The sequence below is a fragment of the Stenotrophomonas sp. YJH_SMC_127 genome (genome assembly GCF_059372445.1).
Genome location: NZ_JCAFVO010000001.1, coordinates 355955 through 369984 on the forward strand (window position 1 = coordinate 355955; position 14030 = coordinate 369984).

Annotated in this window: 13 protein-coding genes and 1 pseudogene; 6 read left to right on the forward strand and 8 right to left on the reverse strand. The window is 66.9% G+C overall.

From position 1 onward, the window contains the following. Positions 1-63 precede the first annotated feature (63 nt). From AC5QAB_RS01645 to AC5QAB_RS01660, 4 genes are all read left to right on the forward strand, one after another. Positions 64-2166, forward strand: a complete 2103-nt coding sequence (locus tag AC5QAB_RS01645) for a M13-type metalloendopeptidase (RefSeq protein WP_197561893.1) — start codon at positions 64-66, stop codon at positions 2164-2166. 215 nt (positions 2167-2381) lie between these two features. Next, complete coding sequence (locus AC5QAB_RS01650) at positions 2382-4388, forward strand: M13 family metallopeptidase (protein ID WP_032957468.1); 2007 nt, start codon at positions 2382-2384, stop codon at positions 4386-4388. A 123-nt stretch (positions 4389-4511) separates the two neighbouring features. Beyond that, a complete protein-coding gene (locus tag AC5QAB_RS01655) occupies positions 4512-5006 on the forward strand; it encodes a VOC family protein (RefSeq protein WP_014647917.1) in 495 nt (164 codons plus the stop codon). A gap of 76 nt (positions 5007-5082) precedes the next feature. Next, positions 5083-6666: an FAD-dependent oxidoreductase gene (locus AC5QAB_RS01660; protein ID WP_197561894.1), complete on the forward strand. Its 1584-nt coding sequence runs from the start codon at positions 5083-5085 to the stop codon at positions 6664-6666. Between the two features lie 50 nt (positions 6667-6716). On the opposite strand, the gene AC5QAB_RS01665 is transcribed toward AC5QAB_RS01660, so the two are convergent. The 7 genes and pseudogenes from AC5QAB_RS01665 to AC5QAB_RS01695 form a co-directional block, all read right to left on the reverse strand. Beyond that, entirely contained in the window at positions 6717-7388 is a 672-nt protein-coding gene (locus tag AC5QAB_RS01665; protein WP_014647919.1) for a rhomboid family intramembrane serine protease, read from the reverse strand. A gap of 93 nt (positions 7389-7481) precedes the next feature. After that, positions 7482-7910 (reverse strand): MGMT family protein, encoded by a 429-nt coding sequence (locus tag AC5QAB_RS01670; protein WP_401730001.1) that lies wholly within the window; start codon positions 7908-7910, stop codon positions 7482-7484. Further along, on the reverse strand, positions 7817-8737 hold the full coding sequence (locus tag AC5QAB_RS01675; protein ID WP_019660628.1) for a DMT family transporter: 921 nt from the start codon (positions 8735-8737) through the stop codon (positions 7817-7819). The genes AC5QAB_RS01670 and AC5QAB_RS01675 overlap by 94 nt, the downstream gene beginning before the upstream one ends. Positions 8738-8897: 160 nt before the next feature. Continuing rightward, positions 8898-10256 (reverse strand): glutathione-disulfide reductase, encoded by a 1359-nt coding sequence (gene gorA, locus AC5QAB_RS01680; protein WP_014647922.1) that lies wholly within the window; start codon positions 10254-10256, stop codon positions 8898-8900. Beyond that, positions 10253-10414, reverse strand: a pseudogene (locus AC5QAB_RS01685) (amino acid dehydrogenase); the annotation flags it as partial. The gene gorA and the pseudogene AC5QAB_RS01685, both read right to left, overlap by 4 nt. A 26-nt stretch (positions 10415-10440) precedes the next feature. Beyond that, positions 10441-11685 (reverse strand): DUF418 domain-containing protein, encoded by a 1245-nt coding sequence (locus tag AC5QAB_RS01690; RefSeq protein WP_041863671.1) that lies wholly within the window; start codon positions 11683-11685, stop codon positions 10441-10443. Between the two features lie 99 nt (positions 11686-11784). Then, positions 11785-12267 carry an FKBP-type peptidyl-prolyl cis-trans isomerase gene (locus AC5QAB_RS01695; protein WP_014647924.1) on the reverse strand — a complete coding sequence of 161 codons (483 nt, stop codon included), beginning with the start codon at positions 12265-12267 and terminating at the stop codon, positions 11785-11787. 111 nt (positions 12268-12378) lie between these two features. Between AC5QAB_RS01695 and AC5QAB_RS01700 the strand changes: the two genes are divergently transcribed. After that, on the forward strand, positions 12379-12918 hold the full coding sequence (locus AC5QAB_RS01700) for a C40 family peptidase (RefSeq protein WP_026347086.1): 540 nt from the start codon (positions 12379-12381) through the stop codon (positions 12916-12918). A gap of 131 nt (positions 12919-13049) precedes the next feature. Next, the gene (locus AC5QAB_RS01705) at positions 13050-13823 is read left to right on the forward strand and encodes a C40 family peptidase (protein ID WP_005414115.1); all 774 of its coding nucleotides are present in this window, start codon (positions 13050-13052) and stop codon (positions 13821-13823) included. A gap of 10 nt (positions 13824-13833) precedes the next feature. Here the strand turns inward: AC5QAB_RS01705 and AC5QAB_RS01710 are convergent, their stop codons facing one another. Then, positions 13834-13986, reverse strand: coding sequence for a hypothetical protein (locus tag AC5QAB_RS01710; RefSeq protein WP_153643432.1), 153 nt, complete (start codon positions 13984-13986; stop codon positions 13834-13836). Positions 13987-14030: the final 44 nt, after the last annotated feature.

Sequence of the window (14030 nt, forward strand, 5' to 3'; positions counted from 1 at the left end):
TCGGCCCACGGCCGTACCTGCGGCTTCTCCCTGACTCACTCGGCCTGGAGGCCAAGAATAGTGATGACGCGCACTCCCAAGATCGTCCTGCTCAGCCTGGCCGTGTCGGCCGTGCTGGCCGGCTGCGGCAAGAACGAAACCCCGGCCAAGGATGCCGCGACCCCCGCCCCGGCCACCGCCGAAGCCACCACCTACAAGCTGGACGACAGCAAGCTGCCGGCCTACAACGCCTTCCAGCCGAGCGACCTGGACAACACCAAGGACGCGTGCACCGCCTTCGGCGACTACGTCAACAGCAAGTGGCTGGCCGCCAATGAAATCCCGGGCGACCGCACCAGCTGGGGCGCGTTCACCATCCTCGACGAGCGTTCGGTGGCCGTGCAGCACCAGCTGGCCGAACAGGTTGCGCAGGTCAAGAACCCGAACCACATCGAGAAGATCGTCGGCGACCTGTGGGCCACCGGCATGGACGAAGCCAAGATCAACGCCCAGGGCATCGAGCCGCTGAAGGCCGACCTGGCTGCGATCGACGGCCTGCAGGACAAGGCGGCCATCGCCAACTACCTGCGCACCAGCGCCGCCAAGGGTGACAACCTCCTGTTCGGCTTCGGCGCTGAAGCCGACTTCAAGAACTCCGGGGTGAACATGGCCTATGCCAGCCAGGGCGGCCTGGGCCTGCCGGATACCACCTACTACACCGATGCCAAGAACGCCGACAAGCTGAAGGCCTATCAGGCGCATGTCGCCAAGGTGCTGGAGCTGTCCGGCGTGGCCGCGGCCGATGCAGCCAAGCAGGCCGAGGACGTGGTCAAGTTCGAAACCCGCCTGGCCAAGGCCTCCAAGTCGCGCGTGGAGCTGTCGCGCAACGTCGAGCTGTACTACAACCCGGTCACCCTGGCCGACGCCGACAAGCTGACCCCGAACTTCAGCTGGACCGAGTTCTTCAAGTCGCAGGGCGTGGCCGCGCCGGAGAAGTTCTCGCTGGCCATGCCGGCCTTCCATGAGGAAGTGAGCAAGTCGCTGGCCGACACCGATCCGTCGGTGTGGCGCGCCTACCTGCGCTTCCACACCGTGGACAGCGCCTCGCCGTACCTGGCCGATGCCTTCGTGCAGGAGAACTACGAGTTCTACGGCAAGACCCTCAACGGCCAGAAGGAGCAGAAGCCGCGCTGGAAGCGCGTGCTGGGCACCATCGAAAACGATGCCGGTGAAGCCTTCGGCCAGCTGTACGTGAAGGTGGCCTTCTCGCCGGAAGCCAAGGCGAAGATGGAAGAACTGGTGAAGAACCTGGCCGCCTCGCTGAAGGACCGCATCCAGGGCCTGAGCTGGATGAGCGAGGAAACCAAGGCCAAGGCCATCGCCAAGTGGGAAACCTTCACCCCGAAGATCGGTTACCCGGACAAGTGGCGCGACTGGTCGGGCCTGCAGACCCAGCGCGACAGCTACCTGGGCAACGTGCGCGCGGCCAACGAGTTCAACTACAAGTTCAACCTGTCCAAGATCGGCAAGCCGGTGGACAAGACCGAGTGGGGCATGACCCCGCAGACCGTCAACGCCTACTACAACCCGCTGCAGAACGAGATCGTGTTCCCGGCCGCCATCCTGCAGCCGCCGTTCTTCGATCCGAAGGCCGACGACGCGCTGAACTACGGCGGCATCGGTGCGGTGATCGGCCATGAGATGACCCACGGTTACGACGACCAGGGCGCACGCTTCGGGCCGACCGGCAACATGGAAGACTGGTGGACCCCGGCCGACAAGAAGAACTTCGAAGGCCTCACCGGCAAGCTGGTCAAGCAGTTCGACCAGTACAAGGTCGACGGCCAGGCAGTGAACGGCCACCTGACCCTGGGCGAGAACATCGCCGACCTGGGCGGCCTGGCCACCGCCTACGACGCCCTGCAGAAGGCCACCGCCGGCAAGGAAGATGCGAAGGTCGACGGCTTCACCCGCGACCAGCGCTTCTTCTTCAACTGGGCCACCGTGTGGCGCACCAAGTACACCCCGGAAAACGCCAAGGTCCGCCTGGCCACCGACCCGCACGCCCCGGCGCAGTTCCGTGCCATGGGTGCGCCGTCGAACCTGCCGACCTTCGCTGCCGCGTTCCAGTGCAAGGCCGGTTCGCCGATGGCCCGCACCGGCGAGCAGCAGGTGGTGATCTGGTAAGCGACGGCTGACGCTGCGGCAGACCTGCAAAGGCCCGGGAATCCCGGGCCTTTGTTTTTCACAGCGCCCGTCATCCACGCATGGCCCAGGCCGTTGGTAGATGCCGACCCTGGTCGGCGCACGGCCCGGCGGCGCCACCGTGACGCGTGCATGCCGCGCCCATGCACGGCTTGCTATAGTGCGCGCGCCCTCAATCCATCACGGATTCGTTCCACATGCCCAATTTCCGTCCGCTTGCCATCGCCCTGGGCATCAGCCTGGCGACGCTGGTCCCGACCCACGATGCGTTCGCCGCCAAGAAGAAGGCCGCGCGCGCCCCGGCCGTCAGCGCCCAGTGCAGCGACTTCTACGACGCCACCAACGCAGGCTGGCTGAAGGCCAACCCTGTGCCGCAGACCGGTGCCACCACCGCGCTCGGCCAGCTGGTCGAGCGCAGCCGCCAGCAGCAGCGTGAACTGCTTGACGCCGCGATGAAGTCGCCGCAGGGCAACGTGCAGAAGCTGCTGGGCGACTTCTGGGCCAGCGGCCTGGACGAAGCCGCCGTGGAAGCGGACGGCTCCAACCCGATCGCGCCGCTGCTGACCCGCATCAACGCCATCAAGAAGGCCAAGGATGTGCCGGCCTCGATCGCCGCGCTGCACCAGGTGGGCATCCCGGTGGCCTTCAACTTCGGCCCGGACGTCGACCTGAAGGCACTGGACCGCCACATCGGTTACTTCATGCAGGGCGGCATGGGCCTGCCGGACCCGGCGTTCTATACCCGCACCGACGCCGATACCGTGGCGCTGATGGGGCGCTACCGCAACTACGTCAAGCAGATCCTGGCGCTGACCGGCACCCCGGCGGCCAGGCTCGATGCCGAATCGCAGGCGGTGATCGCGCTGGAGACCGAGCTGGCGCGCAATGCGCAGTCGCTGGCCGGCATCAACAACCCGTTCAACAACTACGCGCCGATCTCCACCAAGGAGCTCAACAGCCGTTACCGCAACCTGCAGCTGGACGCGTTCCTGAAGGCACAGGGCGTGGACGACGACCTGGTCTCGCTGGCCGACCCGGGCCTGTTCAAGCAGCTCGATGGCATGGTCACCAAGCTCAAGCCGGACCAGTGGAAGGCCTACCTGCGCTGGCGCGTGGGCGACTCGATGGCACCGTACCTGTCCAAGGCCTACCGCGACGCGGAGTTTGAATTCCGTGGCCGCGTGCTGCGTGGCGAAACGCTGCCGCCGCAGCGCTGGGAAGACGTGCTGGAGGCGATCAACGTGGCCGCCGGCCCGATGGTCGGCCGCGAATATGCGGCCCGTTACCTGTCGGCCGAAGACCGTCGCCAGGCGGCGTGGATCGTCGACAAGCTGCGCGAAGTGCAGATCGAGGCGGTCAAGAACAACAGCTGGATGAGCGCCGAAGCCAAGACCGAAGCGCAGGCCAAGCTGGCTGCGCTGAAGATCGAGATCGGCACCCCGTTGCGCGACCTCGACTACAGCGTGCAGCCGATGGGCCGCGGTTCGTTCGGCGGCAACATGCTGATCGCGTCGACCTGGCGCCACCGCGAGGAAATGAAGCGCATCGGCAAGGGCAACGCCGACCGCCGCTGGGACGTGCTGCCGCAGCAGCCGTCGCTGGCCTACGACCTGGCACAGAACCGCCTGATCGTTACCGCGGCGATCCTGCAGGGCCCGGTGTTCAATGCCAAGGCCGACGCCGCCGACAAGTTCGGCAGCTTCGGTGGCCTGGTCGGCCATGAGCTGACCCGTGCGATCGACGCCAAGGGTGCACTGGTCGACGCCAAGGGCGAACTGCGCAGCTGGTGGACCCCGGCCGACAAGACCGCCTGGACCCTGCTTGGCAACCGCGTGGCCGCGCAGTACAGCGCCTACGATTTCCCGGGCGTGAAGGGTGCCAAGGTCAACGGCACGCTCACCCAGGAAGAGAACCTGGCCGACATCGCCGGTCTGGAACTGGCCTGGGCGGCCTATACCGCGCAGGAGCCGAAGGCCAAGCCGGCACAGCAGCAGGGCTTCTTCCGCGCCTGGTCGGCGTTGTGGGCACAGCAGCTGTCGCCGAACGAGGCCGTGCGCCGCCTGACCGCCGACATCCGCGCGCCGGGCCTGTGGCGCAGCAACGGCACGCTGGCCAACCTGCCGGCATTCGGTGCCACCTTCAGCTGCAAGGCCGGCCAGCCGATGCAGCGCAGCGAAGCCGACCAGATCAAGGTCTGGCGCTGAGCCACGCGCACTACCCGTAGTACAGGGGGCGCCTTCGGGCGCCCTTTTTTGCGGGTGCAGCACGATCCCGGGTTAACACCGCGCGTGCTATCGCTGCGGCTTCGTCCATCGCGGAGCCCCGACATGGCACACAAGAACACGATCTGCCTCTGGTACGACAACGGCGCGCTCGAGGCCGCCACCTTCTACGCCAGCATCCTGCCCGACAGCGCGGTGATCGCCGTGCATCACGCCCCCGGCGACTTTCCGGATGGCAAGGAAGGCAACGTGCTGACGGTCGAGTTCACGGTCTGCGGCATTCCCTGCGTCGGCCTCAACGGCGGCACCGCGTTCAAGCACAGCGAAGCGTTTTCCTTCCAGATCCAGACCGAGGACCAGGCCGAGACCGACCGCCTGTGGGATGCGATCGTCGGCAACGGTGGACAGGAGAGCCAATGCGGCTGGTGCAAGGATCGCTGGGGCATCTCCTGGCAGATCAGCCCGCGCATGTTGATCGAAGCCGTGACCAGCAAGGACAAGGCATTGGCCAAGCGCGCCTTCAACGCGATGATGCCGATGAAGAAGATCGACATCGCCACCATCGAAGCGGCAATCAAAAAAGGGGACGGAGGGGATTAAGTCGTTTCTCCCCATGCCCCGTGTGCAGATGCAGATTGCGACTTAATCCCCTCCGTCCCCTTTTTGCGAGGTGTTGATGTCCTGGGATGCGATCGTCGTTGGTGGCGGCCACAACGGCCTGGTCTGCGCGGCCTATCTGGCGCGCGCTGGAAAGAAGGTGCTGGTGCTGGAACGTCGTGGCGTTCTCGGCGGTGCCGCAGTCACCGAGGAATTCCATCCCGGCTTCCGCAACTCGGTGGCGTCGTACACGGTGTCCCTGCTGCAGCCCAAGGTGATCGACGACCTGCAACTGCATGCGCATGGGCTGCGCATCATCAATCGCCCGGTCAACAACTTCCTGCCGATGGAGGATGGTCGTTACCTGCTGTCGGCACCGGGCCGCACCCAGGCAGAGGTCGCGAAGTTCTCCGAGCGGGATGCGCAGCGGCTTCCCGAATACGAAGCGCGCCTGGAGATCTTCGCCGATGTGCTGCGCGCGTGGGCCCTGCGCGCGCCACCGGATGCCGGCGTTGCGGGTGGTTGGCGGGCGTTGCCTGCGCTGTGGCAGATGGGTCGTCTTGGTCGTGAACTGGCCACGCTGGATGCCTCGCTGCGGCAGGAGCTGCTGGACCTGTTCACGCTGTCGGCAGCCGAGTATCTGGAACGCTGGTTCGAAAGCGAACCGATCAAGGCGCTGTTCGGCTTCGATGGCATCGTCGGCAACTACGCAAGCCCCTATACACCGGGCAGTGCCTACGTACTGCTGCACCACGTATTCGGCCAGTGCAATGGCGTGAAGGGTGCGTGGGGCCATGCGATCGGCGGCATGGGCGCGATCAGCCAGGCGATTGCAGCCTCGGCACGCGAGGCCGGGGCGGAACTGCGCGTGGAGGCCGGCGTGCAGCGCGTGCGAATCGAACAGGGCCGCGCGGTGGGCGTCGAACTGGCCAACGGCGAGATCCTGCGCGCACGCACGGTGGTCGCCAACGTCAATCCGAAACTGCTGTACGAACAATTGCTGGAACCGGCACAGGTACCCAACGCGACACGCGAACGCATGGCGAACTGGCGCTGCGGTTCCGGCACGTTCCGGATGAACGTGGCGCTGTCGCGGCTGCCGGAGTTCCGCGCCCTGCCCGGGCCCGGCGATCACCTCAGCGCCGGCATCATCATGGCACCCAGCCTGGATTACATGGACCGCGCCTGGCTGGATGCGCGCCGCGACGGTTGGGCGCGCGAACCGATCGTGGAAATGCTGATTCCGAGCACGCTGGACGATTCGCTGGCGCCGCCCGGGCAGCACGTGGCCAGCCTGTTCTGCCAGCATGTGGCGCCGGTGTTGCCTGAAGGCCGCCATTGGGACGATCACCGGGAGATCGTGGCCGACCTGATGATCGCCACCGTCGAACGGCATGCGCCCGGCTTCACCGCCAGCGTGCTCGGTCGGCAGGTGCTGTCGCCGCTGGATCTGGAACGCACCTTCGGCCTGGTCGGCGGCGACATCTTCCACGGCGCACTGAGCGCCAACCAGCTGTTCTCGGCACGGCCGATGGTCGGCCAGGCCGGCTATCGTGGCGCCCTGCCCGGGCTGTACCTGTGCGGTTCGGGCACACACCCCGGCGGTGGCGTCACCGGTGCACCGGGGCACAACGCGGCGCAGGTGGTGTTGCAGGATCTGTAGAGGCGTGCCGACCAACGGTCGGCACCTGCAGCGTCAAATGATCCTTCGGATCATTTGACGCTGCGCAGATGGTTCGGGCGCTTCGGTGGGCCGGGCGGGCGGCGCTTGAACGGCGGCTGCCCGCGCCAGTAGCGGATCAGCAACCAGCCGAACAGCATGCCGCCGAGGTGCGCGAAGTGGGCCACGCCCGGCTGCCAGCCGGTCATGCCCAGCACCAGCTCGCCCACACCGAACAGGATCACGAAAGTGCGCGCCTTCATCGGGATCGGCGGGAACAGCAGCATCACCCGCTGGTTCGGGAACAGCATGCCGTAGGCCAGCAGCAGGCCGAACACGCCGCCGGAGGCGCCCAGCACCGTGGCAGGGTTTTCCAGCAGCGTACCCACCAGTAGCTGGCAGACACCGGCACCGGCCACGCACACCAGGTAGTACAGCAGGAAGCGCTTCTCGCCCCAGGTCTGCTCCAGCGGCGCGCCGAACATGAAGACCGCCAGCATGTTGAAGAACAGATGGCCGAAGCTGCCATGCAGGAAACCGTAGGTCAGCAGCTGCCAAGGCTGGAAGTTGCCACCCGGCGAGAAAGCGTCGAAGCCCTGCTGCAACGGTTGCAGCATGAACGGCTCGAAGGTCTGCATGCCGAGCAGGAACGGCTGCTGCAGCAGGAACAGGATCGCGTTGGCGATCAGCAGGGCCTTGGTGACGGTTGGCAGTCGCGGGAACATGGGAGCACCGGCATGGAACGGCCTCCATCATAGCCGCAGCATCGTGTCTTGTTGGCGACCCGCAGGTCCGGCCTGTTCAGTCGCCAGCGGTGCTCAGCCCGGGCCCCACACCGCTGCGTCCAGCGCCGCCGCCGGATCGGTCGCCGGCATCCGCACCCGGCCGTTCTCCACCCGCACACCCTCGGCGCGCAACCGTTGTGACTGCTCGCGCCAGCCGGCCGACCCTTCTTCCATGGCAATGCGCCCGTCCGAGCGCAGCACGCGGTGCCAGGGCAGGTCCGGGTCGTCGTTCTGGCCCAGGATGCGTGCGGTCAGGCGTGCACGCCCGGGCAGGCCCGCGCGCATCGCCACCTGGCCGTAGCCCATCACCTGCCCCGCCGGGATTGCGCGGATCACCGCCAGGATGCGCGCACGCGCCTGCTCCGGCGTCAGCGCCGCAGGCGGGTCACCAGCAGAACGCCGATCAGCACCAGCACGGTGCCGGCGATCTGCGCCGGCCCCATCGGTTCGTCGAGCAGCCATAGGCTCATCACGATGGTGGAAACAGGGCCCAGCATACCGACCTGCGCGGCCAGCGACGAACCCACGCGCTGCACCGCCAGCATGATCGCCAGCACCGGCAGCACCGTGCACACGGTGGCATTGACCAACGACAGCCACTGCACCGGCGCCGGTGCCTGCCACAGCAGCGGCAGCGGATGGGTCACCGCGAAATGCAGCAGCACCAGCACGCTGGCCACGCAGCTGGCATAGGCGGTCAGCCGCACCGCACCGATGCGCGCGACCACCTGCCCACTGCCGAACAGGTACAGCGCATAGCTGAGGGCACTGCCCAGCACCAGCAGGCTGCCGACGATGATCTGCCCACCCTCGCGCTGCAGATCGTGGCCGAAGGCCAGCAGCACGCCGAGGTAGCTCAGCACCAGCGCACCGATCTGCCAGCGGCCCGGCCGCTGGCGCGCCAGCAGCACGTTGATCAGCAGTACCAGGGTCGGGTTCAAGTACAGGATCAGCCGCTCCAGAGTCACGCTGATGTACTGCAGTCCCTGGAAGTCGAGCAGGCTGGACAGGTAGTAGCCGGTGAAACCCAGCCACAGCACGCGGGCACGGTCGGCCCAGGACAACGGCTCGGCCCGGCGCGCGGCCCACAGTGCCATCAGTACGAACAGGGGCAGCGCCATCAGCATGCGCAGGGCGAGCAGCGTGGTGGCATCGACGCCGTGGCGCAGGCCGAGCTTGACGATGATCGCCTTGCCCGACGCGGCGATGGCGCCGATCGCGGCCAGGCCGATGCCGCCCAGCGCAATGCGTGGGGAAGCAGTGGCGATGCGGGAAGCGGGAGTGGACATCAGGACGACGGCGGGCCGCGCAGAGCGGCCCGGTAAGGCGTGGGGGACGCTCATTGTCGCATGGGGGCGCCCGCTGCCCTGTAGAGCCGAGCCTGCGCTCTGCGTCGCCAGGCCGGTGCGAAAGGCTGCCGAGCAGGGCTCGGCCCCACAACATCCCGGCTCAGCGCATCAGCACCACTTCTTCGGCCGAGGTCGGGTGGATCGCCACGGTGTCGTCGAACTGGGCCTTGGTCGCGCCCATCTTCACCGCCACCGCAAAGCCCTGCAGGATCTCGTCGGCCGCTTCGCCCAGCAGGTGGATGCCTACCACGCGTTCTTCCGGGCCGGCACAGACCATCTTGAACAGGCTGCGCTGGGTACCATTGGCCAGCGCCTGCAGCATCGGGCGGAAGCGGCTGTGGTAGACGCTCACCTGGTCGAAACGCCGGCGCGCTTCTTCCTCGCTCATGCCCACCGCGCCCAGCGGCGGATGCGAGAAAACCACGCTGGCCACGTTCTCGTAATCCATTTTGGACTGCGGGCGCCCCCCGAACAGGCGGTCCATCAGCCGCCGCGAAGCGGCCACCGCCACCGGGGTCAGGCCGACCTTGCCGGCGATGTCACCGACCGCGTGCACGCTCGGCACGCGGGTGGTCTGCCACTCGTCCACCTGCACCTGCTCGTGCTCGCCGATGTCGATGCCGAGCGCTTCCAGACCCAGGCCACGGCTGTTGCCGCGGCGGCCGGCAGCGAAGAACACCGCATCGAACACACTGTCGATCGGGCCGTCATGGCCGAACGCCCGCACGCGCTCGCCATCGCGCTGCAGTTCGCGCAGGCGATAGTCGAAATGGATCCGCACGCCCTGCTGTTTCAGGTTCTCGGCCAGCTGATCGGTCAGCTCGTAATCGAAGCGCTCCAGCAGGCGCTTGCCGCGCACCAGCAGGCTCACGCGGCTGCCGAGCGCCTGCAGCAGGCCAGCCAGCTCCACCGCGATGTAACCACCACCGATGATCGCCACCTCGGCCGGCGCCGCACGCAGGTCGAAGAAATCATCGGAGACCAGGCCCAGCTCCGCGCCGGGAATATCCGGACGCAGTGGATGCGCGCCAGTGGCGATCAGGATGTGTTCGGCGCTGTAGTGCACGCCATCACTGCAGGCCACGGTGTGCGCATCAAGCAGATGGCCACGTGCCGGAATGCGCACCACGCCGGTTTCGTCCAGGCGCTTGTGGTAGCTGGTGTGGATGTTGCTGATGTAGGCCTGGCGATGGATCACCAGTTCCTTCCACGACAGCGCCGGGCGTGCCTCGACATCGAAGCCCATCGCATTGGCCAGGCCGATGCGCTCGTGCAGGTCGGCCGCCAGCCACATCGCCTTCTTCGGCACGCAGCCGACATTGACACAGGTTCCGCCCAGTTCGCCGGGTTCCAGCATCGCCACGCGCTTGCCATGCTGCGCGGCGCGGATCGCACCGGCCAGGCCGGCGGAGCCGCCGCCAAGGACGATCAGGTCGTAATCATAGGATGCAGTGCTCATCGGAATCGCTCGGGTCGGTAAGGGGCAGGATCGATCGCTGGCGTGTGGCCGCAGACGAGATCGGCGATCCGCTGGCCGATGCCGGCGCTCATGCTGACGCCGAGCATGCCATGCCCCGCTGCAGGCCAGACGTGAGGATGCGCGGGCGCGCGGCCGATCGGCACAGCGCGTGCGCGCTCATCGCTCACCCCTGCTTCGTCCTGCGCCGCATCGGTGGCCACTGCCGGTAGGTCATTGCACGCCACAGCCATTCCATCGGACCAAAGCGGAAGCGCGCCAGCCACGCGTGCGAAACAGCCACCTGCACGGCAAACAACAGCAGCGCGAACAGCAGCTGCACGCTGCGCGGCATCATCTCGAACCTGCCCAGGCCGTAGTGGTAGAAGGTCCAGGTACACAGCAGCGACTGGCCAAGATAGTGGGTCAACGCCATGCGCCCCACCGGCGCCAGCCACGCCAGCCGCGTGCGCCAGTGCACGATCCACGCCAGGTAGCCCAGGCACATCGGCAGCCCGCCAACCGTGACCAGGGCCATCGCCGCGGTCACCGGCAGGTTGTAGGCGCCGGGTGCAAGGTAGGGTTTCCAGGCAACCCCCAGCAGTGTGACCAGCAGCCCCAGCGGCAGTGCGATCCAGCGCAGCGACGCGTACAGCCGCGGGAAGCGCTCCGGCGTCGCCAGCGCGCCACTGCCGGCGAACCAGCTGCCGAGCAGGAACATGCCCAGCACTTCCGGGCCGCTGATCAGCAACGCGCCCATCGAGGTGCCGAACTCGCTCAGGCGCTGCACAGTGGCCTGCGCCCAGCTGCCCTGCCCGTACACCTGCCGCTGCAGGTCGATGCTCTGCTGCGCCTCGGCAAGCATGCCCTGCACCTCTTCGGCCGACGCCATCGACACCATCGCACCCACCAGCAGCATCATCGCTACACCGCCGAGGTAGACGATCACGCCCATCCACGGCAGCCAGCTGCGCGGCGCCTCGCGGCAGGCCAGCAAGGGCAACGAGACCAGCGCATACATCACCAGGATGTCGCCGGACCAGACCAGCAGTGCATGGCACAGGCCGATCAGCAGCAGGCCGGCGCTGCGGCGCAGGTAGAACGGGGTGAAGTCGCGCCCGGCCACCTCGGCGCGTTGTGCCATCACCGCAAAGCCGGCACCGAACAGCAGCGAGAACAGGGTGAAGAACTTGCCCTGCACGAACACATAGACGAAGGCGTCGGCCCAGTAATCGATGCCCCGCCAGTGCACGTCAATGCCGGTGAAGGCCAGGTCCAGCGGGCCGCTGAAAGCCTCGATGTTCATCAGCAGGATGCCCAGCAGCGCAGCACCACGCAGCACGTCCAGCACGGCGATGCGTTCGCCGGAAGCCACCGGCTGCAGGGAAGGAGAAGCGGCGTTCACGGGGCGTCCGTCAGGCAGGTCCGCCATTATGCCGCCGGCCCGTGCACCATGGATGGCCGCGGCGTGTTCCAGAAACGCAACGGCCCGCCGAAGCGGGCCATTGCTGCCATCACGATCGCGCTGCGATCAGTGCTGGTGACCGCCGTCGCCGTGGACGTGGCCGTGGTCCAGCTCTTCCTTGCCGGCTTCGCGCACGTCGACGATTTCGACGTCGAAGTGCAGGTCCTTGCCAGCCATCGGATGGTTCAGGTCAACGTCGACGACGCTCATGCCGACCTTCTGCACGGTCACCGCACGCGGGCCGAAGTTGGTCTGCAGCACGACCTGCTGGCCCGGCGCCAGCTTGGTATTGCCGAAGTGCTTCTTCGGCACGCGCTGGGACAGGCCCTCACGACGCTCGCCGTAGGCATCGGCCGCCTTGACGTCGACGTTGAAGGTCGCGCCGGCTTCCTTGTCCATCATGGCGTTTTCCAGGCCCGGGATGATGTTGCCGTGACCGATCAGGATCGCCAGCGGCTCGCCGCGGTCCTTGGACGATTCGATCGGCTCCTGGCCGACTTCGGAAACGGTGTAGTGGAAGCGGACAACGCGGTCTTTTTCGATCTTCATGCGCAACTCTGTCTGGATCTGCCGGAGGCAGGCGGGTTGGGGCGGGTTGTCGCCCGGCGGGGACGCCGCCATCATGACGGCCAATCCAAGGTGGCGCATTATCCGGAGATCATGCACATCACGCCAGTTTCGTCCGGCCAGCGCCGGTTTCTCGCCCCGGCCCTGCTGCTGGCCCTGCCCCTGTTGATGACCGCCTGTGGCGGTGGCAAGGCCACCCGCCCGGCCCCGCCCCCGCCCACGGCGAACTGGCCAAAGACCGTGCCGGACAACCCCGAGGCTGCCAACTCGGTGCTGATGCGCGCCATCAGCCTGGTCGGCACGCCCTACCGCTATGGCGGCAACACTCCGGATTCGGGCTTCGACTGCAGCGGCCTGGTCGCTTATGTCTATCGCGAGATGCTGGACCTGCGGCTGCCGCGCACCTCCCGCGACCTGGCGGCGGTGCAGGGCCCGAAGATCGACCCGCAGCGCCTGGCCACCGGCGACCTGGTGTTCTTCGGCAGCCGCGGCAGCGTCACCCACGTCGGTATTTATGTAGGTGAAGGGCGCTTCGTGCATGCGCCGAGCACCGGCGGCACCGTGCGCCTGGACTCGCTCAGCGGTCCCTACTGGAAGGACCACTACACAGGGGCGAAACGCGTCCTTCGCTAAAATGAACAGGCGATATATTCAAAACTGTGACGAACATCACTGTGTAACTAACGAATTACTAACGGAATTTTTAACTTATCCGCGCTTTTACAGGGCATGATGCCCCATCGTTTTTTTCCTGTGACCGACGCGTGACGACTGACGACCTGAAAAGCGAAGGCCAGACTTCCGTATCTTCACGTAGTGCCCGCCCGCTGTTGCTTGGCCTGGCACTGTGTCTGACCAGCCTTCCGGCCTGGTCGCAGACTGCTCCGAACCGTTCCGATGTGACCCCGGCCCCGGTGGCCGAGAGCACCGCCCGACCGGCCGCCAAGGCCGAGGCTGCCGCTCCGCAGCGCAGCCGCGTCGATGCCGCCGCCAGTGCCACGCTGGCCGCCCTGCTGCCGCACCTGGCCGCCAACGACACCATTCCGCTGATGGACCGCTCGGCCGTGGTGGCCGGCGACCTCAGCCGCCTGCTCGCCAACTACGACACCAGCAGCGCCGCCAATGGCAGCGTCGTCGGCACCGCCGCCGACAACGGCAAGGTGCAGTCGCTGCTGCGCCGCGCGATGACCCTGCTGGGCACCCCGTACCGTTGGGGTGGCAGCAACCCGGACAGCGGTTTCGACTGCAGCGGCCTGGTCGGTTATGTGTTCCGTTCGGCCCTGGGCATCGAACTTCCGCGCGTCTCGCGCGAGATGGCCCACGATGACAATGCCGAACTGATCAACGACCGCACCGCGCTGGCCGCGGGTGATCTGGTGTTCTTCGGCCGCAAGGGCCGCGTCGACCACGTCGGCATCTACGTCGGCGATGGCCGTTTCCTGCATGCGCCGAGCTCGGGCAAGGACGTCCGCGTGGACACCCTGCTCAGTGGCTACTGGGGCAACAAGTTCATGCAGGCCCGCCGCGTCGACCTCTGACCGGCTGGCGTCACAGCGCCGCCTGATACGCAAAGCAAAGCCGCTGCCCTGCAGCGGCTTTTTTGTTGGGCCCGCGTAATGGTGGGTAGCTGCCGACCTTGGTCGGCACCGCCTCCATCCACGCATGGCGTGGATCTACCACGGTCGGCAGCGCGTCAGCCATCTCCCAAACGAAAGGCCCGCCGGTCAGGGCGGGCCTTTCATCTC

Coding starts and splice junctions, on each gene's coding strand:
- AC5QAB_RS01690 (WP_041863671.1), bottom strand. CDS start 11,685: ATGGCGGACCTGCCTGACGGACGCCCCGTGAACGCCGCTTCTCCTTCC.
- AC5QAB_RS01675 (WP_019660628.1), bottom strand. CDS start 8,737: ATGTCCACTCCCGCTTCCCGCATCGCCACTGCTTCCCCACGCATTGCG.
- AC5QAB_RS01670 (WP_401730001.1), bottom strand. CDS start 7,910: ATGGCTGCTCGACGAACCGATGGGGCCGGCGCAGATCGCCGGCACCGT.
- AC5QAB_RS01660 (WP_197561894.1), top strand. CDS start 5,083: ATGTCCTGGGATGCGATCGTCGTTGGTGGCGGCCACAACGGCCTGGTC.
- AC5QAB_RS01655 (WP_014647917.1), top strand. CDS start 4,512: ATGGCACACAAGAACACGATCTGCCTCTGGTACGACAACGGCGCGCTC.
- AC5QAB_RS01645 (WP_197561893.1), top strand. CDS start 64: ATGACGCGCACTCCCAAGATCGTCCTGCTCAGCCTGGCCGTGTCGGCC.
- gorA (WP_014647922.1), bottom strand. CDS start 10,256: ATGAGCACTGCATCCTATGATTACGACCTGATCGTCCTTGGCGGCGGC.
- AC5QAB_RS01665 (WP_014647919.1), bottom strand. CDS start 7,388: ATGTTCCCGCGACTGCCAACCGTCACCAAGGCCCTGCTGATCGCCAAC.
- AC5QAB_RS01650 (WP_032957468.1), top strand. CDS start 2,382: ATGCCCAATTTCCGTCCGCTTGCCATCGCCCTGGGCATCAGCCTGGCG.
- AC5QAB_RS01695 (WP_014647924.1), bottom strand. CDS start 12,267: ATGAAGATCGAAAAAGACCGCGTTGTCCGCTTCCACTACACCGTTTCC.
- AC5QAB_RS01700 (WP_026347086.1), top strand. CDS start 12,379: ATGCACATCACGCCAGTTTCGTCCGGCCAGCGCCGGTTTCTCGCCCCG.
- AC5QAB_RS01710 (WP_153643432.1), bottom strand. CDS start 13,986: ATGGCTGACGCGCTGCCGACCGTGGTAGATCCACGCCATGCGTGGATG.